This is a genomic window from Myxococcus sp. AB025B, from assembly GCF_006518215.1.
Taxonomy (GTDB): Bacteria; Myxococcota; Myxococcia; order Myxococcales; family Myxococcaceae; genus Myxococcus; species Myxococcus fulvus.
The window spans coordinates 78060-101184 of the sequence record NZ_SRLW01000001.1; the positions used below are offsets into that span (position 1 = coordinate 78060).

The 23125-nt window shown below is 70.1% G+C and carries 24 protein-coding genes; 14 read left to right on the forward strand and 10 right to left on the reverse strand.

Features of this window, described 5'->3' with window-relative positions; all coding sequences use genetic code 11:
* The first annotated feature begins 439 nt into the window (after window positions 1-439).
* Window positions 440-781, forward strand: coding sequence for a ferredoxin (locus FL311_RS00265; RefSeq protein WP_141322779.1), 342 nt, complete (start codon window positions 440-442; stop codon window positions 779-781).
* Window positions 782-857: 76 nt separating this feature from the next.
* On the opposite strand, the gene FL311_RS00270 is transcribed toward FL311_RS00265, so the two are convergent.
* The 3 genes from FL311_RS00270 to FL311_RS00280 form a co-directional block, all read right to left on the reverse strand.
* Complete coding sequence (locus tag FL311_RS00270; protein ID WP_141322780.1) at window positions 858-2009, reverse strand: lytic polysaccharide monooxygenase; 1152 nt, start codon at window positions 2007-2009, stop codon at window positions 858-860.
* Window positions 2010-2148: 139 nt separating this feature from the next.
* On the reverse strand, window positions 2149-2859 hold the full coding sequence (locus FL311_RS00275; protein ID WP_046713189.1) for a Bax inhibitor-1/YccA family protein: 711 nt from the start codon (window positions 2857-2859) through the stop codon (window positions 2149-2151).
* 99 nt (window positions 2860-2958) lie between these two features.
* Entirely contained in the window at window positions 2959-4431 is a 1473-nt protein-coding gene (locus tag FL311_RS00280; RefSeq protein ID WP_141322781.1) for a hypothetical protein, read from the reverse strand.
* Window positions 4432-4655: 224 nt separating this feature from the next.
* On the opposite strand from FL311_RS00280, the gene FL311_RS00285 reads away from it, so the two are divergent.
* The 7 genes from FL311_RS00285 (at window position 4656) to FL311_RS00315 (ending at window position 9827) form a co-directional block, all read left to right on the forward strand.
* Window positions 4656-5090: a hypothetical protein gene (locus FL311_RS00285; RefSeq protein ID WP_046713191.1), complete on the forward strand. Its 435-nt coding sequence runs from the start codon at window positions 4656-4658 to the stop codon at window positions 5088-5090.
* Between the two features lie 299 nt (window positions 5091-5389).
* Complete coding sequence (locus tag FL311_RS00290) at window positions 5390-5881, forward strand: hypothetical protein (RefSeq protein WP_141322782.1); 492 nt, start codon at window positions 5390-5392, stop codon at window positions 5879-5881.
* A gap of 172 nt (window positions 5882-6053) precedes the next feature.
* Window positions 6054-6437: a hypothetical protein gene (locus FL311_RS00295; RefSeq protein WP_141322783.1), complete on the forward strand. Its 384-nt coding sequence runs from the start codon at window positions 6054-6056 to the stop codon at window positions 6435-6437.
* 15 nt (window positions 6438-6452) lie between these two features.
* Window positions 6453-7094 (forward strand): hypothetical protein, encoded by a 642-nt coding sequence (locus FL311_RS00300; RefSeq protein WP_228556587.1) that lies wholly within the window; start codon window positions 6453-6455, stop codon window positions 7092-7094.
* Window positions 7066-8790: a hypothetical protein gene (locus FL311_RS00305; protein WP_141322784.1), complete on the forward strand. Its 1725-nt coding sequence runs from the start codon at window positions 7066-7068 to the stop codon at window positions 8788-8790. The genes FL311_RS00300 and FL311_RS00305 overlap by 29 nt, the downstream gene beginning before the upstream one ends.
* Entirely contained in the window at window positions 8787-9215 is a 429-nt protein-coding gene (locus FL311_RS00310) for a MerC domain-containing protein (RefSeq protein ID WP_194868985.1), read from the forward strand. The genes FL311_RS00305 and FL311_RS00310 overlap by 4 nt, the downstream gene beginning before the upstream one ends.
* A gap of 63 nt (window positions 9216-9278) precedes the next feature.
* Entirely contained in the window at window positions 9279-9827 is a 549-nt protein-coding gene (locus FL311_RS00315; protein WP_141322786.1) for an isochorismatase family protein, read from the forward strand.
* A 3-nt stretch (window positions 9828-9830) separates the two neighbouring features.
* On the opposite strand, the gene FL311_RS00320 is transcribed toward FL311_RS00315, so the two are convergent.
* From FL311_RS00320 to FL311_RS00350, 7 genes are all read right to left on the reverse strand, one after another.
* Window positions 9831-11327 carry a hypothetical protein gene (locus FL311_RS00320; protein ID WP_141322787.1) on the reverse strand — a complete coding sequence of 499 codons (1497 nt, stop codon included), beginning with the start codon at window positions 11325-11327 and terminating at the stop codon, window positions 9831-9833.
* Window positions 11328-11430: 103 nt separating this feature from the next.
* Window positions 11431-12306, reverse strand: coding sequence for a metal ABC transporter permease (locus FL311_RS00325; RefSeq protein ID WP_141322788.1), 876 nt, complete (start codon window positions 12304-12306; stop codon window positions 11431-11433).
* Window positions 12287-13108 carry a metal ABC transporter ATP-binding protein gene (locus FL311_RS00330; RefSeq protein WP_194868986.1) on the reverse strand — a complete coding sequence of 274 codons (822 nt, stop codon included), beginning with the start codon at window positions 13106-13108 and terminating at the stop codon, window positions 12287-12289. Before FL311_RS00330 ends, FL311_RS00325 begins: the two co-directional genes overlap by 20 nt.
* Window positions 13095-13940, reverse strand: coding sequence for a hypothetical protein (locus FL311_RS00335; RefSeq protein ID WP_141322789.1), 846 nt, complete (start codon window positions 13938-13940; stop codon window positions 13095-13097). Before FL311_RS00335 ends, FL311_RS00330 begins: the two co-directional genes overlap by 14 nt.
* A gap of 4 nt (window positions 13941-13944) precedes the next feature.
* Window positions 13945-14871 (reverse strand): metal ABC transporter substrate-binding protein, encoded by a 927-nt coding sequence (locus FL311_RS00340; RefSeq protein ID WP_141322790.1) that lies wholly within the window; start codon window positions 14869-14871, stop codon window positions 13945-13947.
* A gap of 25 nt (window positions 14872-14896) precedes the next feature.
* Window positions 14897-16267 carry a zinc-regulated TonB-dependent outer membrane receptor gene (locus FL311_RS00345; protein ID WP_141322791.1) on the reverse strand — a complete coding sequence of 457 codons (1371 nt, stop codon included), beginning with the start codon at window positions 16265-16267 and terminating at the stop codon, window positions 14897-14899.
* Window positions 16268-16348: 81 nt separating this feature from the next.
* Complete coding sequence (locus FL311_RS00350) at window positions 16349-16774, reverse strand: hypothetical protein (RefSeq protein ID WP_141322792.1); 426 nt, start codon at window positions 16772-16774, stop codon at window positions 16349-16351.
* Window positions 16775-16915: 141 nt separating this feature from the next.
* Here FL311_RS00350 and FL311_RS00355 point away from each other — a divergent pair, with 141 nt between their 5' ends.
* The 6 genes from FL311_RS00355 to FL311_RS00380 all read left to right on the forward strand — a co-directional run bounded on the left by FL311_RS00355 (window position 16916) and on the right by FL311_RS00380 (window position 23065).
* On the forward strand, window positions 16916-17260 hold the full coding sequence (locus FL311_RS00355; RefSeq protein WP_141322793.1) for a Rieske 2Fe-2S domain-containing protein: 345 nt from the start codon (window positions 16916-16918) through the stop codon (window positions 17258-17260).
* 31 nt (window positions 17261-17291) lie between these two features.
* Window positions 17292-17924, forward strand: coding sequence for a GTP cyclohydrolase I (gene folE, locus FL311_RS00360; RefSeq protein WP_228556588.1), 633 nt, complete (start codon window positions 17292-17294; stop codon window positions 17922-17924).
* Window positions 17921-19345, forward strand: a complete 1425-nt coding sequence (locus FL311_RS00365; RefSeq protein ID WP_141322794.1) for an FAD-binding oxidoreductase — start codon at window positions 17921-17923, stop codon at window positions 19343-19345. The genes folE and FL311_RS00365 overlap by 4 nt, the downstream gene beginning before the upstream one ends.
* A 226-nt stretch (window positions 19346-19571) precedes the next feature.
* Window positions 19572-20309, forward strand: coding sequence for an RNA polymerase sigma factor RpoD/SigA (locus tag FL311_RS00370; protein ID WP_046713205.1), 738 nt, complete (start codon window positions 19572-19574; stop codon window positions 20307-20309).
* A 150-nt stretch (window positions 20310-20459) separates the two neighbouring features.
* Window positions 20460-21200 carry a tetratricopeptide repeat protein gene (locus FL311_RS00375; RefSeq protein WP_141322795.1) on the forward strand — a complete coding sequence of 247 codons (741 nt, stop codon included), beginning with the start codon at window positions 20460-20462 and terminating at the stop codon, window positions 21198-21200.
* Window positions 21197-23065, forward strand: a complete 1869-nt coding sequence (locus FL311_RS00380; RefSeq protein WP_141322796.1) for a long-chain fatty acid--CoA ligase — start codon at window positions 21197-21199, stop codon at window positions 23063-23065. Before FL311_RS00375 ends, FL311_RS00380 begins: the two co-directional genes overlap by 4 nt.
* The last annotated feature ends 60 nt before the right edge of the window (window positions 23066-23125 follow it).

Genomic DNA, 23125 nt, shown 5'->3' on the forward strand with positions numbered 1-23125 from the left:
GTGGAGATTGCTCGGCCGAAGACCGAGCGGGCGGGATCAATACGCCCTTCGCCCCGGCTGATCAAGGAACAGCAATCACCCTATTTGTAGTGCTGGGATAATGCTTACACACCACAGAATGGGCTCTGTCCCGCTGCCGTCAGTGCGGGCAGGAGACGTAGCAACCTGTAGCTCGGCGGACGTGCAAGGGCGGATCTAGACCCTTGCCGCCGGCATCGCAAGCCAGGCTGTACGGTGACTGATAACAGCGTGCGAGACATGTATCGTCACTCCGGCGCAAGCGGGCGTGATCACTGGGGGACGTTTGCTGAGAGTCTGTGCATCGGATCCGTCCTGCCACAAGGGGGGCGATGATCCGCGCGCCCGCCGCTCGACAGTCCCGTCGCCGGGGGGCCAGGAGGGGGTCGATTTCGGACATCTGGCGCGTTAGGAGGCCAGCATGCCTCCTCCCTTCCAGCGCCACGTGTTCGTCTGTACCAATCGCCGACCGGACGGACACCCCAAGGGGTGTTGCGCCACCAAGGGCGCGGAGGAGGTGCGCGCCGCGTTCAAGGAGGAGCTCGACAAGCGCGGGGTGAAGGGGCGCATGCGCGCGAACGCGGCCGGGTGCCTGGACACCTGCGCCTTCGGCGTCTCCGTCGTCGTCTACCCCGAGGGGTCCTGGTACGCGGGCGTGAAGGTGGAGGACGTGCCCGAGATCGTCGAGGAGCACCTGATGAACGGCCGCCCCGTGGAGCGGCTGCTGATGCCGTTCTCCCGCAAGGAGAAGGCGGGGAGCTGACGCAAGGCACCTGGCCCCCGGCAACTCCCCGCCCATCCACTGCGTCATCGCGACGGGACCGAGCTCGAGCGCTCCTTCAGCGCACGAACTCCCACGCGTCGCTCCAGTGGCTGCCCGTGCCGGGCGCGTAGTACGGCGCGGAGCCCTTGCACCAGCCGGAGTAGGGGAAGGGCTTGCACCGGTAGATGCCGCCGTTGGTCCCCTCGACCAGTGTCCCCGCCACGTAGCTGTCGATGCCATTGGGATACTTGTACTGCGCCGGGTCCCCGCCGCCGCCCGTGGGCTTCTCGATGTCGAGCTGGAACGAGTCGCTCGCCTCGCGCGAGTAGACGCGGTTCGCGGTGGCGCTGTTGGCCGGCCGCACGGTGCCGTTCGTCTGGAGCTCACCCACCTGCACCCGGCTGGAGGTGGCGTTCACCTGCTGGGCCAGCTGGTAGATCCACGTGGCCGCGGGCGTCGCGGCGGAGAGCGTCAGCGGGTGTGTCTCCGCGTCACGGCCGCCGCTGTCGAACAGGCGCAGCGTCACCTTGCTCTGCGCGGCCAGGTCCTCGCGCGCCTGCACCGCGCCCAGCTCCTTCCACGTGGTGGGCGGCGGGGGCGTGTTGCTGAACTTCACGTCGGTGCACGCGTAGAAGGCCTCCGGGCTGTCGGAGCGCTGCCAGATGGCGTAGATGACGTGCTGGCCGGTGCGACCCTGGGGGAACGGACAGGTGAAGCGATAGCGGTTGTTCTGCGGGGCGGACGGCGCCGTCAGCGTGCAGAAGGGCGAGGCCTCCAGGTCCGACCACTTCAGCGGCAGCGCGGGGTTGTAGCCCTCCTTCGTGATGTAGAGGTGGAAGTACGCCGTCGCGTGCACCGCCGTCGCGTGGAAGACGAAGTCGAAGCGGTTGTTCGAGTCCGGCGAGATGAGCGTCGCGGGCCAGTCCGTGCGCGCCAGGTCCAGACCCCGGTGGCTCTCGTTGGCCGCGCTGCACAGCTTGCCGTCCACGATGAGCTCGCGGTGGCGGCCGTTGGCGTTGCCTTGCCGGACACCGTTCCAGTCATAGAGCGCCTGGGTGCCACCACTCTGGATGGCGGCCTTGCACGCCGCGGACTTGGGCGTCTCCGGTCCTTCCTTGAAGCAGCTGTAGACGCGGCTGAGCGGCACCTCCATGGAGCCGTGCGCGGACGCCAGGCTCGAGGACAACAGGGACAGCGCGACGAGGGATGCTGCGAGAGACCTCTGCATGGGGTTTCCTCCTGTGCCCACGGATGGAGCAGGGAGGACCGGCAATCGGGTCAAACGCGCCCCAATAAAAAAGCGGCGACACGCGCCCACATGGGCCGTGCCGCCGCTCGTCGCGAACGGAGGGCTGTCGCCTGCCTGACTACCGACGGCGGCCGAGCAACCGGAGGATGGCGAGGAACAGGTTGATGAAGTCCAGGTACAAGGTCAGCGCGCCGACGATGCTCACCGTGGCCGCGCTGCTGTAGCCGGTGTTGGCGTGCATCTCCCGCAGCTTCTGGGTGTCGTACGCCGTCAGACCCGCGAACACGAGGACCGACGCGCACGCGATGACGAACGACATCATGTCACTGCGCATGAAGAGGTTGACCAGGCCCGCGAGCACCACGCCGATGAGGCCCATGAAGAGGAACGTGCCCCAGGCGCTCAGGTCCTTCTTGGTCACCGTGCCATACAGCGCCATGGCGCCATAGACGCCCGCCGTCAGGAAGAACGCCTGCGCGATGCTGCCCGCCGTGTAGACGAGGAAGAGGATGGAGAAGGTCATCCCCGTGAGCGCGGAGTAGCCCAGGAACAGGGCCGCGGCCGCCGGGCCCGACAGGCGCGGCGCCAGGAACGACAGCGCGAACACCGCGCCCAGCTGCGCGATCATGAACCCGAACCGCCACTCGAGCACCGTGCGCAGCAGCGCCTCGTTGCTCAGCGTCACCATGGCCATCACGCCCGTGAGCAGCAGCCCCGCGAACATCCAACCATGCACGCGCGTCATGAACGCGCGCTTCGACTCCTGCACCAGGACGGAGTTGACCGAGTCGCTCTCGGCCGTCTGCCATCCGGAAGTTTCCCAGGCCATTTGAATCGTATCCTTTCGCGCCGGGGACCCGCCCCGGCGGCGCCACTGCTTATAGCGTCTTCGACCCGGGCGTGCGCGGACCCTGGCTGAGGCCCTTCCTTAAATCGCCTTCCACGCGAGCAAAAGCTTCGAGGCGACCTCGGTGGTGATGAGGGGCAGCACGCCGCCGCCGCCCACGATATTCACGATTTCCGCCATGGAGCCCCGGCACACGCCGCCCCATGCGGGCTGCTTCGCCAGCCCCACGGACGCGTAGGCCGAGTAGTCCACGAAGAACGACGTGGGCAGCACCGTCCCATGCGGCTCCACCAGCAGGTGGTCCTCGGGAGGAGAGTCGACGATCTCCTGCACCACGAAGCCGCCGCCCGTCGGGTCGCTCGCCGCGCGCGCGCACAGCTCCGGCCAGCCCAGGGGCTGTCCATACGCCGCCGTCACGCGCTCGGTGTACGGCACCGTGCCCGCCGAGCGACCGAGGAACACGGCCTTGCCGCCGTAGTCCCACGCCCGCTTGAGCACGAAGCGGGCAGGGGTGCGCGCCACCTCCGCCACCACGTCGTCCAGCGTCGTCCCATCCGGCCCCGTCGTCGGACCCGCGCGGAACAGCCGCGTCCAGGGAACGGAGGCGCGGATGGCCTCCAGCTCCACGGGGGTGAGCCCCGCGGCCTCGGCGAGCTCGGGCTCCGCCAGCGCCTGCGACAGGCGCGCGAAGGTGGACTTCACCTCGACCTGCGACGCGGGCGGGTTGAGGAACACGGCCTTCTTGCCGGGCACCGTGGCGAGGAAGTCCTCGACCCAGGGCGAGGGCTGCTGCTCCAGCCGCCGCACGAAGAGGTGGCGGTAGACCAGGTCGTACTTCTTGCCGCGCACCTCGAACGCCGTGTCGCCGGACACCTCGTCCGGGTGCACGATGTCCGCGTCGGCGCCGAACTCGCGGAAGCGCTCGCACAGCCACCGCAGCTCCGAAATCTGCGCGTCGTTGCGGCGGCACAGCAGCGCCACCGTGTCCGGGAACCGGCCGGGGCGCTCGGCGGCGTAACCGTCCAACAGCGAACGATAGAGCGCCAGCGCGTTGCTCCCGTTGAGCGTGAGCAGCGAGGGCAGCGCCTTCTCCGGATAGCGGAAGTGGCGCGCCACCACCTCGATGAACGTGCGGGCCGCGATGTCCGAGTAGCCCTGCATGGCTGGAATGGTCGCGTTGACCTCCAGCGCCCACGGCTTTCCGCCGGAGACGAAGTAGTCCACGCGCGTGGTGGCCAGCCGCACCGCCTGGGGCCACGTGCGCTCCGCGAGCGCGCGCTCGAGCGGGGAGAGCGAGGCCAGCAGGAACTCGGCGTCGGGCGCGGCGAGCCACGCGCGCGCCATCTTCACCGTGGCGGAGGCCAGGTGCGCGGACAGCTCCGCGCGGCGGCGGATCTCCGCGGCGTCGAGGATGACGGGCGTCGCGGTGATGGGGATGGGGCGCGTGGTGCCGTCCGCCTGGGTGACGGCCAGTCCGCGCTTGTACGCGAGCTGCGCGAGTTCGGGCGCGAAGTGGCGCGCCTGATGTCGCAGCACGTCGATGAGCTCTTGCACGGGTGTTTCTGTCCTTCTCGAGATGCCGGGGCCTGCCCGGGGCGGCGAACCTATGCGCGGACAGGCTCACCGGTCCATCGGCGCGCCGCCTGCACGGCCCCTCACGGCGCGCGCGCCAACAAGCAGCGGGGCCCGCGCGCGCCACGGACTCGCTCGTGTGACTTGCACGCGCGCTCCGTCTGGCTTACAACCGCGTTGCGTTCAACGCTGGAATCCCTATCACCGTGAGCCGCTCCCTCCACTCGCTGCCCTCGCGTCTCGTCCGGTCGCGCCTCCTGGCGCTGCCGCTCGCGGCTGTGTGTGCGCTGGCGTACATGGGGACGGTGCTCCACTTCGCCATGGTCCAGCACGCCACGTGTCTGGAGCACGGTGAGGTGGTCCACGTGGAGGAGGGGGGCTCGCACACCGCCCCCGTCGCCGAGGAGTCCTTCGACGACGTCCGGCTCACTTCGCGTGATGACGCTCCGGCGGGCCACGGCTCCGAGGCCCACTGCGTCCACACGTTGATCCGTCGGGAGGGTCCTCCTCCGACGGAGGTCACCCCGGTCATCACCCGGGTGCCCACCCGTTCCTCGCCGGCGCTGGCCGTGTTCCGCTTCCACGCGGAGCCCGTGGCCCGTCTGCACCTGGCCCCCAAGGCCTCTCCGCCTCGCGCCTGAGTCAGCACCCAGGGTACGCGTCCCTCGCTCCCGGCACAGCCTTGCCGTGAGCAGGCCGCGGTCCGTGGTCGACACCTGACGTCCGGCTCCGGAATCCGGAGCCCCTCGTCAGACGTCGCGCGACGCGCCGCCGGATGACTCGTTTCCCCTGCGTGCACGCTCTCGCCCCCCGTGTCGCGCACGGTTCGCGCGATTCCCACCCTGTCGCCCATGTCTGTCTTGGCTCTGCCCTCGCGGGTGGGGTCCGTGGCGGCGTTGGTGGCTGGGTATCCGCAGTCCATCCACGTGGAGCTACACACATGAACAAGAAGCTTCTGGCCGCCCTCCTGATGTCCACCGCGCTCCTCACCACCGCCTGCGGTGACGACGAGCCGCACGAAGAGGACGTCGACGTCGAGGGGTGCGAGCACCTGGCCGAGGGGCCGTCCACGGCCGTCAACGCCACGCTGACGGGCACGCCGCCCTCCGTGTCGAACGACCACCGCCGCTACGACATCTCGCTGGTGGATGGCGCGGGCGGCCGTCGGGGCTCGGTGTCGTTCGCCGCGGCGGAGGCCACCGACTACGTCCTCTACCTGAGCGCGGATGTGCCGGTGGTCATCACCGACGCCAGCGGCGCGGCGGTGGAGATCGAGCAGAGCGCCAAGAGCTCCGAGTCCTGCACCGACATCAAGGGTCGCCACGTCGTCCCGCTGTCCGTCGGCACCTTCACCTTCACCTTCGGCCCCACCACCTCCGCGTCCGTGAACCTCGTCATCGAGGAGGCGTCGCACGAGGGCCACGAGCACTAGTACCTCGGCACAGAGATTTTGACCGGTTGCTGCTCAGGGCGGTGAACCGGTCATCTTCACTGAGCCGGAGTACTAGCCGGCCGCGTGTCCGGGGCCTCGCGAGGGGCCTCGTGTCCTGCCTCAACCGAATCCGGGGTCGGCCTTCCGGCCGGCCCCTCCTGGAGAGAAGACCATGGGTACCTTTCAGCAGTTCCTGACCGAGAAGCAGATTGCCTCCGATGCGTTGCTGCGCCTGTCCCGTCAGCTGGAGGCGCAGGGGAGTGATGGCCGCGCGCTCGCGCGCAAGCGGACCTCGAAGCGGCGGGACAAGGAGACGCAGGGCAAGAGCTACACGGAGCTGTCGCTCGCCAAGCCGAAGAGCGGCCGGGGCGTGAGCTCGCAGCAGCTCCAGGCGGCGCTCGAGGACAAGCCGTTGCCCCGCAAGGTGCGCGGCAAGCTGGTGCGGGCCATCAACGCGGTGCTGTCGAAGAAGGGTGGCGCGGCGGTGGACTCCAAGGCCCTGTTCGGTGACACGGCCATCCGCTCCGGCACCCCCGCGAAGAAGTCCGCGAGCTGAGCCCCGGGAGCCCCCATGTCTGGAACCGAGGCCCTTCAGCTGCTTCCCCGCGACGTCCTCCGGGACGCGGACCGCCTGTTCGACGTCACCATGTGGTGTCTCGGACAGGACGTACGCTGCCCGGAGGGCAACCTCCTCTTGCGTCGAGGGCTCACGCGTCACGCGCGGCCCGAGGGCGTGGAGGGGCAGAGCGCCTACTCCGTCGCGCTGGCGCATGGCGGAAGGCTGTCGCTCTGGGGCTTCGGTGCGCTGTGCGAGTGCGGTCAGGCCGTCTTCGTCCCACGGGACGGCTTCGCCCCTCGCTGGCTCGAGCACGCGCCCGCGCGTCCGGCCTTCCAGGCGAGTGAGCTGGGCCCCTCGCGGGCTCCAGCCACCGTCGGAGAGCGGCGGGAGGTCCACCAGTGTCTGGTGGAGCTCGCCGAGTGGTTGGCCGGGCACGAGGACTGGGTGCTGCGGGAAGTGGGACTGGACTGGAGGCGCGCGTGCGTCGCGTCGCGGCGCAAGGCGTCTCCGGTTCCGCCGGAAGCGCTGGCCGCCGCGTGGTGGCGGCTCGGCGCGCGCATTCGCTCACTGGGTTGTGAATTCGAAGCCTGTGGCGCCTCGGATGCCGGGGCACTGGGAGGACATCATGCTGTCGCGACTGCTGCGCAACGATGAGCCATCCGTCTACGTCCAGGCCGCCTGGGAGGACGTCGCGGACGAAGCGCTTCCGCGTCCCCGGCTGCGCGAGGGACTGGGCGCCTCGCACCTGAAGGTGAGCACGCGTGTGCCGCTGGCGCAGGCCTGGTTCGACCAGGGCTTGAGCCTCCTGCACCTGGGCTGGGGCTCGGAGGCCCGCCGCGCCTTCGCGGAGGCGGCGAGGCACGACCCGGAGCTGGCCATGGCGTGGTGGGGCCTGGCCCTGACGCGCGGGCCGGGAGCGCGCTTCGCGGTCGCTCGCGCCGAGGCCATGGCCCGCGCGCTCGCGCTGAGCGAGGGCCTGCCGGACCTGGAGCAGCGCTACATCGTCGCGGCCAGCCTGCTGTCGGACAAGGGCCCCGCCAACGGTCGCCATGCCTTCATCCGCGAGATGGAGAGCCTCATCGACCGCTATCCCGAGGACGTCGAGGCGAAGCTGCTGCTCGCGGGCTTCCTCGTGGATGGCTACGAGGCGGACGGTCGCCCCGGACAGGGCCAGCCCTACGCGCAGGCGATGTTGCGGGACTTGATGCGCACGAGTCCGGACCACGTGGGCGTCCACTTCGCCTGGGTGTGCGCGACGCTGCCGAGCTCCCGCCCCGAGGTAGCCCATGAGAGCGCGCTGCGACTGCCGCGGCTCGCGCCTGGAGCGAGCCCCGCGCTGCTGGCATCGGGCCGGCTGCTGAGCCGGCTGGGGGAGACGGACGCGGCCTACCGGGTGCTGGAGGCCGTCGTGGAGACAGATGACGCGTACCTGGCGGCGGAGTCGCTGCCCGCGTCCTTCGCGCCGTGCGCGGAGCTGGCCATGCGGCTGCTCAGCCAGGGCTGCGCGGAGGCGGGGCAGTACAGCGACGCGCAGACGTGGGCGCGGCGGCTGCGTCAGCGCGTGGAGTCCGCGGGCGGCGAGCCCCAGGCGCTCCTGTTCGCGGCGTCCACGCTGGTGTCCACCCACCTGCGCTTCGGCTTCTGCCGCGCGGCGGCGGACGTGCCCCTGGAGCTTTCGGGCGAGCTCTCCGCGGCCGAGCGGGGCCTGCGCGATGGTCTGCGCCTGTACACGCGTGGCATCAACGCGATGGATGCCGGCAGGCTCTCGGAGGTGGAGCGCGCGTGTGATGCGCTCGCGCTGCTGCACGCGCCCCTGTCCGAGCTGCGCCGCGCCGAGGGACGGCAGCTGTGTCCGCGCGATGTCGCCCGCGTCGTGGAGGTGGCCGAGCAGGAGCTGCGCGGCGCGCTGGAGTCACGCCGGGGCGACGGCGGCCGCGCCGAGGCCACGCTGGTGCGCGCGTGGCGCATGGAGCGTCGGCTGCGGACCGCGGGGCCCTCGGCCTTCTCCCGCCCCGCGCGGGAGACGCTGGCCCGGGCGCGGCTGCGCGGCGAGCGCGAGCAGAAGGCGCTGGAGCTGGCGCGCGCGCTGGTGGAGGAGCGGCCCGCGTGCGGCCACTACCGGCTGCTCCTGGCGGAGACGCACGTGGCCATGGGAGAGCGGTTGCTCGCGCTGCAGGACTTCGAGCACTTCCTGGAGCGGTGGCGTGACGCGGACGCGCACCTGCCGGAGCTGCGGCGCGCGCGCACGTACATCTCCGGCCGCGGGCGCATCCTGCGACTGGTCCACACGGCGGAGGCGCCGCCCCCGGTTCCCCCTGACTTCCGTCCTCTGGAGAAGGTGTCCTGTTGAGCTCTCTTGAACGGAGCGCCGTCGCGCCCTCGCGCTGGGACGGCGTGGGACAGCTGCTCTCCGCGTTGTGTGTCGTGCATTGCCTGGTGCTCCCCGCGGTGCTCGGGCTGTTGCCCGCGGCGCTGGCGGGGTGGCTGGGCGGGGAGGGGGCTCACCACGGGCTGCTGGCGTTGGCGTTGCTCGGCGCGCTCGCGGCCTTCCTCCCGGGGTGGCGGCTGCATCGCCGCGCGTGGGTGCCGGTGCTCGCGGTGGGAGGGCTCGGGTTGCTCGGTGCCGGGGCCTTCCTGGTGCCCGAGGGCGCGGACGAGGCATGGGAGGTGGGACTCACCGTGGGCGGCGGCGTGCTGTTGGCCGTGGCGCATGGTCGCAACCGGACGCTGTGCCGCGAGTGTTGTCCGCCCGAAGCGGGCCGCGCGGAAGCGTGAGGCGGCGGGCGTCCGCCGTGCCTCGCGCTTGACGGCCCCGCGCCATTCGCGCGAGGAGGGGGCATGGCCACCTTCCGTCTCACGCAGGACCAGACCGCGCTGCTCATCGTCGATGTCCAGGAGCGCCTGTGCGCGGCCATGGAGCGCGACGCGCTGGACCGGATGCTCGCGCGCACCAACGCGGCCATCCAGGGGGCCCGCGCGCTGGGACTGCCCATCATCGTCACGGAGCAGTACCCGCAGGGGCTGGGGCCCACGCACTCGCTCCTGAAGATGTTCCTGAAGAGCTACAAGGCCGTGGAGAAGCTCGAGTTCAGCGCCGCGGTGCCGGACGTGCTCGCGCAATTGGGTGAGCGCAAGCAGGTGCTCATCGCGGGAATGGAGACGCACATCTGCGTCTTCCAGACGGCGAGGGACCTGGCGCAGAAGGGGCTGTTGCCCGTGCTGCTGGCGGACGCGCTGCTGTCGCGTTCGACCGAGGACCGCCGGGTGGGGCTGGACCTGTGCCGCGACGCGGGCGCCGTGGTGGCGACGGTGGAGACCGCCTTGTTCGACGTGCTCGGGCGCGCGGGCACGCCCGAGTTCAAGGCCATCTCCACCGCGGTCCGCTGACGCCTAGAACATGGGCGGCTTGTCGTCGCGCATCGGCCGAGGCGGCCGGATGTTCGTGGGCGGCGGTGCTTCCTTGTGGGGCGAGATGGCCGGGAGCGACGGCGACAGCTCGCCCACGTAGAGCAGTCCATGCGTGCCCTCGGGCGTGGGCGCCTCGAACAGGGTGATGTGGGGCGACAGGCCCGGCCGCGCCGCCACGCGTCCGCTGGGCGTCGCGCCGACGAAGCCGCACTGGATCTTCCCGGCGCGGTCCAGGTCACAACCCCACCGCGTGCCCTGCGCGTAGCTCATCTCCAGCACGACGAGCCGCGAGACCTTCAGCAGGTGGGCCATGGGCGTGAAGGCCTTGTCCCACGGCGTGCCCGCGACGGTGCGCGTGTGCGTGTTGCCCGCGAGGACCACCTGCACCTCGTCCTTGAGCGCCTGCCTGCGACGATTCCAGAGGTCCGCCTGCGCCTGGTCCCGCTCGCTGCCGCCCTTCAGGTCCGTGTCATACGCCACCAGCGTCACCGCGAGCCCCGCGAGCCGCATCGCGCGCACGCGGTCGATGAGGTCCAGGATGGCCCGGCTGCTGCGGCCGTCCTGGTACGGCCGATGCCAGAAGCGCCCCTCGAGCAGCGCGTCCTGGTCCGCCGGCGCACCGGGGCTCGCGAGGTAGCGGTCCAGCCGCTCCTGCTCCTTGCGAGGGATGGACACGCCCAGCGCCACGGGCAGCCCCAGCTCGGCCACCTGACACACCAGCTCGCCCACGACCGCGGGTGCCTCGCGTGAGCCCAGCTGCTCGCCCACCAGCAGCGTGAGCCCTGGAGACAGGAGCTCATGCAGCCCGCGCATCGTCTCTGCGCACGGGCCCTCCTTCACGCCGTCCTCCTTCCAGCGCGTGAGATAGAAGTCCGAGTCGCGCACGGGAGCCGGTGGACGCGGGTCCTCCTTCACGTTCCCGCTCACCACCTCCAGCGACGGGCCGGACTCCAGCCGCAGCGTCAGCTCCTTCTCCAGGTCCAGGTCTCGGGTCCCCTTGAGCGCGTTGCGCAGCTCGATGGGGTCGGCCCTGCGCGGCATGGCACGCGCGAGGCCGGTCTGGAACTGGGCAGGGCTCTGAATGTCCATCTCCGCGCGCTCCCAGAGAATCTTCCACCAGTGGTCTCCGCGACTGGCGTCGTTCCCTGACGACTGGAAGGTCGACTTGAACACGCGGACCACGGACTGGCGCGGGCCCACGGCGATGCCCGTCACCAGATAGCGGGTATAGGTGTTGTTCGCCGTCCGCATGGAGTCACGGACCTCCCACGTGGTGAGCAGCTGGTGCGGGTCCTCCGTCTGTTCGAAGGTCATGCCGCGGTTGGCGAGCAGCTCCCGCGTCACGGCCAGCGCCTCCTCCAGGGGTTTCTGGAAGACGTGCTCGAACTTCGGCGTGTCCGGCTCCGCGGAGCGGGGGGCATGGGCGCACCCCACGAACAGCAGCCAGACGAAACACCACCACCCGCTTCGCGGCTCCATGTGCAACCTCGCGTCATTCATCGCTGGGATGAGCGGGGAACGGCCTTTGCGCGGGTGCATATCTGCGCGCCGGGGGATACCCCTCACCCGGCACGCACGGGCTTCAACGGGCTCTGCGCAGAACGAGCTGGATGAGTGCGCGTGCACCCATGGCCACGCCGACCAGGAGCGCGGCGACCACCGTCTGCGAGCCGCCCACCGGGAAGTCGAAGAAGTAGGCGAACATGTAGCCACCCACGCCGGAGACGATGCCCGCGAGCGTCGCCACGACGAAGGTCCACGGCAGCCGCAGGTCCAGCATCAGCGCCGCGATGGCGGACAGCGTGGAGAACGCGAACACGGGCAGGGCGCCCAGGGCCCGCGCGCACACGCCCACCATGACGCCGATGGACACCATCAGCACGCCGTCGAGCAGCCGCACCGGCAGCCCCTGCACCAGCGCGCCGATGCGGTCGAAGCTCGCGAAGGTGATGCCCCGGTACCACCACAGGTGGAGCGCCATCACCGCGATGCCCGCGACGGCCACGGTGCGCAGCTGCTCGGGCGTCACCAGCACGGCGGTGCCGAAGAGGATGCCCTGGATGTCGTGCGACTCCTGGGCGATGCGGTCTCCCACGAGGATGGCCGCGCCGCCGGACAGGGCATAGGCCATGCCCAGCAGGCTCTCACGCGTCAGGCGCAGCCGCGTGGGGTCCATCATGAGCAGCATCGTCGCGAGCAGGGCGAGCGCGGTGGCGCCGATGACGGGCTCCACCTCGAAGCCCAGGTGGATGCCCGCGTAGAACGCGAGCGCCACGCCCAGGCCGGCGGACTGGGCCACCGCGGCGCTGACGAACACCATGCGCCGGAGCACCACGTAGACGCTCAGGAAGCCCAGCACGCCTCCGGCCAGGAGCGCGCACAGGAGCGGGTCTCTGAACAGCTCGAACCCCTCGACGAACTGCTGCCACTGGGAGGGTTCAGCGAGCATCGGGTCCACGGTGGGGTCCCTCGGGAGCGCGGTGGCAGTACTCGTCGCCGTACTGACGACGGAAGGCGGGGTGGCAGAACACGGTGCGCGCGTCGCCCACGACGAAGGCGGAGGTCTCCCGGTCCACGAAGAGCAGTACGTCCGCGTGCTCGGCGGCGACCTCCAGGTCGTGGCACACCACCACCACGCCCAGGCCGCGCTCCCGCGCGAGCGAGCACAGCCGCTGCATCGTCTCGCGCTCGGCGACGGCGTCCATCGCGGCGGTGGGCTCGTCCAGCAGCACCAGGTCCGCCTCGGTGGCGATGAGGCGGGCCAGCAGCGTGCGCTGCTTCTGGCCCTCGGACAGCTCGCGGTAGGGCTTGTTGGCGATGGCCTTCGCGCCCGCCGTCTCCAGCGCCACCTCCACCGCGTCACGCTCCGACTTGCGCGCGAAGGGCCACAGGAAGCTCCACCCGCGCAGCCGCCCCCACGCCGTCAGCTCCCGCGCCCGCAGCGGGAGGATGGAGTCGATGCTGGACGTCTGCGGCACGTACGCGCTGCGCATCGTCGGGTGGCTCCGGGAGATGGTGCCCGACACCGGCTCGAGCATGCCCAGCAGCGTCTTGAACCAGGTGCTCTTGCCGGACCCGTTGCGGCCCACGACGGCGATGAACTGGCCGCGGCGGATGACCATGTTGATGGGCGGGAGCATGGCCTTGTCGTTGTAGCCGATGACCAGCTCCGTGCAGGTGAGCAGCGGCTCGCCCACGGTGAAGGTCGGAGACACGGCGTGCGCGGTGCCCTCGGGGGGCACGGGCTCATCGGTCTTCACGTCGGACCTCCGCCTGGGGTGTCAGCTCCGCCAGCTCCGCGAGCAGCGCCTTGCGGGTCGCCTCGTTCGCGGCCGTGCCCAGGTCCAGCACACCGTCCGCGCCGGGCGTCACCTGGGCCCAGTCCACGGTGTCGAAGATGCTCGGAGGCACCGCGAGCGACAGGTCCAGCTTCACGCGCGGCTTGTGCTCCCGGTCCGACGGCACGTCCACGTCCCCCGTCACGGTGAACAGCGGCTCGGCCTCCTCGCCGCCCGTGGACTCGAGCGTGAGCCGGAAGGGCACCTCCTGGAGTCTGGGGCTGGCGCGCGAGTCGCGCACGACGCCCGTCAGCGTGACGGCCGTCACCTCCCAGACGCCGCGGGACAGCGCGGTGCGAGGCAGCTCGCAGTCCGGCTCACACTCCACCGGCGTCGCCGCCGACGTCAGCAGGTCCAGCGTGCCATCCACGTGCAGCGCGGCCACCACGGACGAGGACGCGCCGCCGCCCAGCTCCGCCTCGATGTCCTCGTAGTCCACGAGCGCCCCGCTGTCGCTGTGGCAGTGGCCGTTGTGGCACAGCGAGTAACCCGGAGGCGGATTGGCGGGGTCGAACGTCGTCGGCCCCCCACCGCCCGAGCCACCCACCAGCTCGACATGCGAGACGCCCAGCGCGGCGGAGTCCAGTCGCACCTGGTAGTCGGATGCGAGGCGCTGGAAGCCATCGCCCGCGTCGCGCGAGACCGCCGGCACATACGTCGCGTGGACGGTGGGCTCGAGCACGGCGAAGCCCTCGCCCGCGTCCAGCGCGCAGCCGGCCAGCAACAACAGGGGAAGCAGTCGTCCAGGCTTCATGGCGTCAGCCCCCCTTCCCGGCGTTGAGGCCCTTCTCCAGGTTGCCCACCAGCTCGTTGATGTGCTGGAGGTACGTCTCGCCCGCGCGGAAGTCCGTGCCGCCGTGGAGGATGACGAGCGGCGCCGGAATCATGCCCGCGAGCATCTTCGCCTCGCGGTCGTTGTAGTAGCTCTCGATGAGCACCATGCGCGCCTTGCGCTGACGCGCGAGCACCAACACGCCGGCCACGTGCGACGGGTTGGGCGGGATGCCCGGCTTGGGCTCCAGGAACGCGATGGCCTCGAAGCCGAGCCAGTCCGCCAGGTACGCCGTCGTCCGGTGGAAGGCGACCACGGGCGCGCCCTTCAGGCCCGCCAGCCGCTTCTCCCACTCCACGCGCGCCGCATCCAGGTCCGCCGTCAGCTTCGCCGCGTTGGCGCGGTAGGTGGCCGCGTTCTTGGCGTCGAGCTGGGCCAGCCGCTCGGCGATTCCGCGCGCGACGGCCGCGCCCTGCCTGGGGTCGTAGAGGTAGTGGGGGTTGCCGCCGGGGTGCACGTCACCCTCGCTGCGGTCCACCTTGGTGGGGGGCACCTCGAGCAGCCGCACGAACTGCGAGGCGTTGAGGAAGCCCGGGCTGCCTTGCTGGATGCGCGGGTTGCGCGAGCCGGTCTGGAGGTTCGGCAGCCAGCCCACCTCCAGGTCCAGTCCCACGCAGACGAGCAGGTCCGCGTTGCGCAGCGCGAGCGCGAGGCTGGGCTTGGCGTCCACGCGGTGAGGGTCTTGGGTCCCGAGCGCCATGGACTGCACCTTGACCAGGTCTCCACCCACCGCCTTGGTCAGCGCGGCGAGGTCCGGCAGGGTGGTGACGACATTGACGGCCGCGAGCGCGGGGGCGGCGGCGAGCACACAGAGGGCGGCGCACAGGGCCGCGACGAATCGAAGAGAACGCATGGGGAAGGGCTCCCGTGAAAGAGGTTCAGAACGCATGGGCGCCATGGGCACCCGTGACCAGTTCGAGGGCGAGGAACGCCGAGTAGTCCGCCTCGTCGCGCCACCGGGCGTTGTCACGCGCGGCCTGGAAGCGGAGGCGGGAGAACTCGGTGGGCCAGAAGGTGAGGTTCACCGAGACGCGGTCGCGACGCTTCGTCCACTCCGGGTCCAACGGGTCCACGGCCACCTGGCCGTCCTCACCCTTGGCCGCGGTCCCCAGCTCGTAGCGCGCGGCGGTGGCCCACCGCTGGGAGAAGCGCCACGCGAGCTGGGCGTAGGAGTTGAAGTCCGTCAGCACGTCGCCCGGCACCTGCCGGCGTCGGTAGAGCGCCTCCACCTGCAGCGACACCAGCGTGTTGCTGGCCTCCGTAATCGGGCGGTAGCGCAGGTACAGGTCGGTGCCGAAGATGTCCGTGCGGTTGCGGTAGCCGGTGGGATTGGGGCCCGTGGCGCCGGACAGTCCCCACATGAAAGACAGGTCGTCCGACAGCGGGAAGAACTGCTTCACCACGCCCGTGGCCTGCAGGTCCAACGGCGACAACACGCGGTCTCCCGAGGACGCCAGGAAGCTGCGCGCGGTGGCCTCGCCGGTGGCGTCGGTGAGGCTGCCCGTCACCTCGACGAACCAGGGCAGCGGCGTGAGCCACGACAGCTCCACGCCCAGGCCTCGGTTGCCCTCGCCGCCGAAGACGCGGCTCATCGCGAAGGGCTGGTCCACGAAGTCCCACGCGTGCGGGTGCGTGGCGTTGAGCCGGCCGAAGCGGGTGAGGAACTGGCCCGCGCGCACCTGGAGGCTCGCGGGGAGCGCCAGCGTGGTGCCGTAGGCCTCCTCGATTTCGACGCCGAACTGGCTGTAGACGATGTTCGCGTCGAAGCGGAAGTACGGGTCCACCACCGAGCCGATGGACAGCTCCAACTGCTGCAGGTTGAAGCCGTTGCGCGTGGGGTCATGCGCGCCGCCCTGCAGCGGCTCCTTGGATGTGAAGGCCGCCGCGGCCACATCCAGGATGAAGCTCATGTCCAGGAAGTTGGTGCCGCTGCTCGCGCCTGGAATGGACAGCGGAAAGCCCCCGCCGGGTGTGGCGTCCGGCGCGGCGGAGGTGCTGGCGGGCACGCCCTGCTGCGCGTCGCCGCCGAAGGCCTTCTCGATTTGAGCCATCTCCTCCGGCGTCAGGCCGGCGGGGAGGTCGGAGGCAGGGCCCGCGTCGGGCTCGGCGGTGGGCGCGTCCGACGCGGGGACGCCCGCATCGGGAGAGGGTGGAGGGGGCTCCTGCGCCGCGGCCGTGGCCGTGGACAACAGGACGGAGAGGGACACGGCGAAAAGCGCGCCGTGCGGACGACGTGGAACGGATGACACCGGTGATGCTCCTCGGACGGGACGCACGCGTGCGCGTGGCGCCCCACAGCACAAGACCTGCAAGCTCACTGCGGACGCGACTCAGGCGTGCGCGGGTGGCGAGGACTTGGGCGCGGTGTCGAGGACGGAGAGGGGAGGGGTGACGCGGGGCGGCGCGGTGGCGGGACGGCTCACCACGAGCCGCGCGAGGACCCACGAGGAGGGCGCGACGAACCACCCCTCGTCGCGCGAGCTCGACGTGAGGATGGGGCACGTCTCGTGGGTGGGCCGGCTGGAGTCCGTGCCCGAGGGAGGAACGGCGGTCAGCTGCGCCAGCTTCTCCGGGGCGAGCCGGGCCTGGATGGCGCCGGTGCCCTTGGCCGTCTCCTCGAAGGCCTGGTGCTCGGGACAGAAGCGGTGCGCGTGCGCGTCCCGGGCGTGGAGCAGGGTCCCCAGCGGCTGCAACGCCCACAGCACGACCAACAGCGTCGCGGTGCCGCGGGCGAAGGTATGGGCGCGCTGGGTCATCGGCGGGAAGGGGGAGGCCCGGGTGCTCTACTGACGGCCCCCGGGAGAGTCAAGGCAGGCTAGCACGGTGGTGGGACGCATACTCGTGTCACCGCATTCACGTCGGCAGGCCCGGTGGGTCCGGGCGAGGGAGACACCTGGATGGATGAAGGACAACCGGACGGACGCTTCATTCCGGTGGCGCGGCTCACCGCGTTGGACGCACGCGGTCGCGCCGTGGTGCAGGTGGGAGACACCCGGGTGGCCCTGGTGCGGGTCGACGGGCAAGTGCACGCGCTGGACGACACGTGCCCCCACCGGGGCGGCTCGCTCCATGAAGGGGACCTGGAGGGGACGCTGCTGCACTGTCCCCTGCACGCCTGGCCGTTCGATGTCCGCACGGGGCTGTGCCCCTGGCGCCCGGACGCGAAGGTTCGCATCTACGACGTGCTCGTGCGAGGTGGGGAGATCCTCATCGCCGCATCGGATAGGGTGCCCGGCCGTTGAGCGCCCGCACCCCCGCAGGAGTCCTTGCCCCGTGAGCTCGTCCAAAGTCCGTCCCCGCGGAGTCCCTGCCTCCAGGTCCTTCGCCAGCGTGCCAGACCCCGCCGCCATGGCGAGCGCGGTGGAGGCCTTCCTCCGGGCCGCCGGCCTGCCGATGGAGGACGAGAACCTGGTGGACACGCCCAAGCGCGTGGCCGACGCCTGGAGCCGCGAGTTCCTGGACGGCTATGCCCAGACACCCGGAGAGGTGCTGGGCAAGACGTTCTCCGCGCCACGCGGCTCGTCGCGTGAGCTGGTGGTGGTGACGGGCCTGCGCTTCCATTCCATGTGTCCGCACCACCTGCTGCCGGTGACGGGCGTCGCGCATGTGGCATACGTCCCGGGCAAGCACGTGGCGGGCTTCGGTGGCCTGTCCGCGCTGGTGGACTGCTTCGCGCACCGGCTCATCCTCCAGGAGGACCTGGCGCGCGAGGTCGCGGGCTCCCTGGCCCGTGAGCTGGGCAGCCCCGCCACCGCGTGCATCATCGAGGCGGAGCAGGCGTGCCTGCGCATGCGCGGTCCCCAGCAGCGCGACGCCATCACCCACGCGGAGGCTTACGAAGGGGAGCTGCGCAGCGACGGTGCGCTGCGACGCGAGCTGTGGGCGCGACTCGGAGCGCGGCGATGAGTGACGTGTCCGCGCGGCCGGGCCGCGTGGAGCCCGAGCGGGTGGAGCGCGTGTGCGAGGCGCTCTCGCGGGTGCTCGCCGCCGGGCAGCTGAAGCGCGACGAGGCCACGCTCGCCGCCTACTCGCGGGACGAGTCCGACAGCGGCATCTTCCCTCCGGATGTCGTCGTGTTCCCCGAGGACACCGCGCAGGTCTCCGCCATCTTCAAGGCCTGCATGGCGCACGGAGTCCCCTACACGCCGTGTGGCGCGCGCACGGGCAAGAGCGGTGGCTCGCTGCCCCTGTGCGGCGGCGTGGCGATGAGCCTGGAGCGCATGAACCGCATCCGCTCCATCTCCGTGGAGGACCTCACCGCGGTGGTGGAGCCCGGCGTGGTGACGGGCGACCTGATGAAGGCCGTGGAGGCCGTGGGGCTCTTCTATCCGCCGGACCCCAACTCGTGGGAGTCGTGCACGCTGGGCGGCAACGTCGCGGAGAACGCGGGCGGCCCGCGCGCGCTGAAGTACGGCGTCACCCGCGACTACGTCATCGGCCTGGAGTGGGTGCTTCCGGACGGCGAGGTCGTCAAGGTAGGGCGGCGCACCATCAAGGGCGTGGCCGGCTACGACCTGGTGGGCCTGTTCGTCGGCTCCGAGGGCACGCTGGGCGTGGCCACCGAAATCACCCTCCAGCTCATTCCGCTCCCACGAAAAGTGCTGACCGCCCTGGTCGTCTTTCCGTCGGTGCTGGACGCGGCCCGCGCGGTATCGGCCGTGCTCGCGGCGGGGCTGTTGCCCCGATGCCTGGAGCTCATCGACGACGTGGCCCTGCGCGCGGTGGACGGACGCGGCTTCCAGTTCCCACCCGGCGCGGGCGCGGCCCTCATCGCCGAGGTCGATGGCCACGGCGCAGAGGGTTTGTTCGAGGAGCTGTCACGCCTCGGCGACATCTGCGCACAACAGGGAGCCAGTCAAACACTCGTCGCGCAGGATGATTCCCAACGCGAGAAACTGTGGGCCGTGCGTCGGGTCATCTCCCCCGCGCTCCGCGCGCTCAAGCCGCGCAAGGTCTCCGAGGACATCGTCGTCCCACGTTCGAGAATCCCCGAGGTCATCGAGCGCTTGAAGGCGATGGGCGCCCAGCTGGGCCTCACCGTGGCCACGTATGGCCATGCGGGTGATGGGAACCTCCACGCCAACATCCTCTATGAAGGCCCGCATCAACGCCCGCTGGTGGATGAGGCGCTGCGTCGCATGTTGTTGATGACGGTGGAGCTGGGCGGGACGATCACAGGCGAGCATGGTGTGGGCCTCGCGAAGCGGGAATTTCTCGCGCTCGAACAGCAGCCAGCGCTGCTGGAATTGCAACGGCGGCTCAAGACCTTCTTCGACCCATCAGGGCTGCTCAATCCCGAGAAAATCTTCCCCGCGCTCAAACGTTGATGAGTGTGTGGCCGCGTCGCGGCCATCGCCGTGGGAGTCGGTGCTTCTCGACCTTGCAAGTCAGCGGAAGCGCAAGCCTTGCGTCCGCGTGAGGGCGAAGTTCGACAGTCGAAACGACTTTCGGCGATGGAATGAGAAACCCTTTCGCTCGTTGGGCGTCCTAGAGACAGGTGGACGCGAGTCGGCGGGGACGGCGCGTCCGGCATCGAACGGAGGACGGGAAATCATGGCCAACTCGACGAAGTTTGCGGCGGAGGGCCTGTCGCAATACCTGCGTCAGCTGGGGGGACACCAGCAACTGACTCGCGAGCAGGAGTACGAGCTGGCTCGGCGCGCTCGCAAGGGCGACGAGTCGGCGAGGCAGACGCTCGCCACCTCCAACCTGGCTTTCGTTGTCGCCGTCGCGAAGAAGTTCGCCAATCGCGGCGCTCGCCTGGATGACCTCGTCCAGGAAGGCAACGTCGGCCTGATGAAGGCAATCGAGCATTTCGATCCGAAGAAGAACGTGCGCTTCGCGACGTACGCGGTGTGGTGGATTCGCGCCTACATCACCCGCTATCTGAAGGACAACCGCAGCCAGGTGCGCGGCGGCGAGGCCGAGCGGGGTAGCATGGTGGACTTCTCGCTCGACGCCTCCATCGACGAGGAGGGCGAGACGACCTTCCTGGATCGGCTGGAGGACAACGGGCCGTCGCCCCAGGACGTGTTCCTGTCGAACGAGCAGGACACCGAAATCCAGGACGCGCTCACCAAGGTGCGCAAGCGCATCGGCGACCTGGGCTGGGACATCCTCACGGAGCGGCTGACGCAGGACAAGCCGCTGACGCTGGAGGAGCTGGGGCAGCGCTGGGGCGTGTCGCGCGAGCGCGTGCGCCAGGTGGAGCTCAAGACGAAGACGTTCCTGGAACGCTACCTCTCGGCGTTCAACGAGAACGAGGAGCAGGCCCTGCAGGACGTGGCCTGAGCCACCTCGCCTCCCCACCTGGGGAGGCGCTCGAATGGGGCGGGACTGGCGGGGTCTTCTACCCTGGCTGGACCCGCCCCTTCTGTTTGGTGGAAAAGTCGGTCCTGGTCGTTTGCGTGCAACCGAGCGTGCGTGCTAAGCCCACCCGCCATGCGCTTGATTTTATTCGCCTTGTGCTCGTTCGTGGCGGTTTCGGCACGGGCGGCGGAGCCGGAATTGCTCGCTCGGCTGGATGCCCTGCATGAGCGACGTGGCGAGGCGGAGGGTGGCAAGGCGCTGGAGGCCGAGCTCAAGGCGGCGCTGTCGGTGACGCCGGACGACTTCGAGCTGGTGTGGCGCCAGGCGCGACAGCTCCAGTGGCAGGCGGACGGGGCCGCGAGCGAGAAGCTCAAGAAGGTGCTCGGCCGGCAGACGTGGGACGTGGCGGAGAAGGCCGTCAAGCTGGCCCCCAACCGCGTGGAAGGCCACTACTTCGCGGCGGCGGGGATTGGCGCCTACTCTCAAGCAGTGGGGGTGATGAAGGCGCTGGGCGAGGGCCTTGAAGGCAAGTTCAACGAGCGACTCGACGCGGCCATCAAGCTGGACTCCGGCTTCTACGGCGCCGCGCCGCTGCTGGCCAAGGGGCGCTACTACTACGAGCTGCCCTGGCCCAAGCGGGACCTCAAGAAGTCGGCCGAGTATTACGAGAAGGCCATCCAGCAGCATCCGGAGATGTTGCGCGCGTACTACTTCCTGGCCGAGACGCTCCTCAGGGACGACAAGGCGAAGGAGGCGCGCAACGCCATCCAGAAGGTGAAGCAGGGCAGCGTCGCGTACGACCCCGCGGAGGGTCGGCGCATCCAGGAGTGGGCGAAGAAGGTCGAAGCCGACATTGAGGAGGAGCTCAAGTGAGAGCAGAGAATCAGGTAGGACCTTCGGCTTCGGCGGCCGGAGCGCAGGAGGGAAACCTGGTCCAGTTGCTGATCCAGCGCGCGCAGAACGCCTCCAAGGCGGGTGTGACGCACAAGAAGGACGGCCGCTGGCAGGACGTGAGTTTCGGGCAGGTGCTGGACGACGTGAAGGCGTTGTCCGCGGGCCTGGTGGCGCAGGGCGTGAAGCCCGGGGACCGGGTGGCGCTGTTCGCCAACACCAGCCTCATGTGGATCGTCGCGGACCTGGCGATCACGGCGGCGCAGGCCATCACCGTCCCCATCTATTCGTCCAACCTCCCGGACGAGTTCCGCTACGTCATCAAGCACTCGGAGACGTCCTTCGTCTTCGTGGACAATGACGAGAAGGATGCCAAGCAGGCGGGCCGCCTGACGCGCGTGCGGCAGAAGCTGGCCGAGTGCCCCACCGTCCAGAAGGTCATCGTCTTCGAAGGCGCCGTGGCGGGCGGCCAGGAGGTCGCCCTGGCGGACGTGATGGCCCAGGGCCGCGAGGCGCACCAGGCCAACCCGGCGTCCTTCGAGGAGCGGGTGGCCTCGGTGAAGTCCGAGGACACCAACTGTCTCATCTACACCTCGGGCACCACGGGTGACCCGAAGGGCGCCATCCTCACGCACGGCAACTGGACGTACCAGGCGCACGCGGTGCAGGCCATCGGGATGATGGAGCCCAGCGACGCGGTCATGCTGTTCCTGCCGCTGGCGCACGTGTTCGCGCAGGTGGTGAAGGCGGCGTGGTTGTCCATGGGCTTCCGGCTCATCATCGCGGAGTCGGTGGACAAGCTGATGGCGAACATCGTGGAGACGCGCCCCACGGTGCTGCCGTCGGTGCCGCGCGTGTTCGAGAAGGTCTACAACACGGTGGTGTCCAACGGCACGTCGGCCCCGGGCCTCAAGGGCCGGATGGCGCGCTGGGCCTTCAAGCTGTTCGACGAGTACGTCGAGGCGAAGCAGCAGGGCCGCGACTACGACGGCCTGGCGTTCACCCTGGCCAAGAAGCTGGTGTTCACCAAGGTGCGCGGCACGCTGGACGAGAAGCTGGGCGGCAACATGCGCCTGTTCGTCTCCGGCGGCGCGCCGCTGTCGCGGAAGATCGGCTACTTCTTCGACCTGCTCGGCTTCAAGGTGGTGGAGGGCTACGGCCTGACGGAGACGGCCGCGCCCACCAACGCGAACCGCCCGAACAAGATCAAGATCGGCACCGTGGGCCCCGCCATGCCGGGCACCGAGGTGAAGATCGCCTCCGACGGCGAGGTGCTCGCCCGTGGCCCCTGCATCATGAAGGGCTACTACAAGAACGACACGGCCACGGCCGAGGTCCTGGAGGCGGACGGCTGGTTCCACACCGGTGACATCGGTGAGCTGGACTCGGACGGCTACCTGCGCATCACCGACCGCAAGAAGGACATCATCGTCACCGCGGGCGGCAAGAACGTGGCGCCGCAGAACATCGAGAACACGCTCAAGACCTTCCCCATCCTGAGCCAGGCCATGGTGTACGGCGACAAGCGTCCGTACCTCGTGGCGCTCATCACCGTGGGCGAGGACACGGCGAAGAAGCTGCTGGAGGAGAAGGGCGCCCCGGTGGGCAGCTACGCGGAGAACGCCAAGCGTCCCGAGGTCCACGCGGCCGTGAAGGCGGTGCTGGACAAGGTGAACGCGGACTCGCCGCCGTACGCCACCATCAAGCGCTTCACCATCATGTCCGCCGACTTCACCCAGGAGTCCGGCGAGCTGACGCCCACCCTCAAGGTGAAGCGCAAGGTGTGCAGCCAGAAGTACAAGGCGCAGATCGACGCCATGTACGACAACGTGGCCGTCGTCGAGTAGCCCGCGAGGCCGCTCGCCCCCGGTGCGGTCGACCGGGGGCCCGGCTGGCCGGTGGAAACG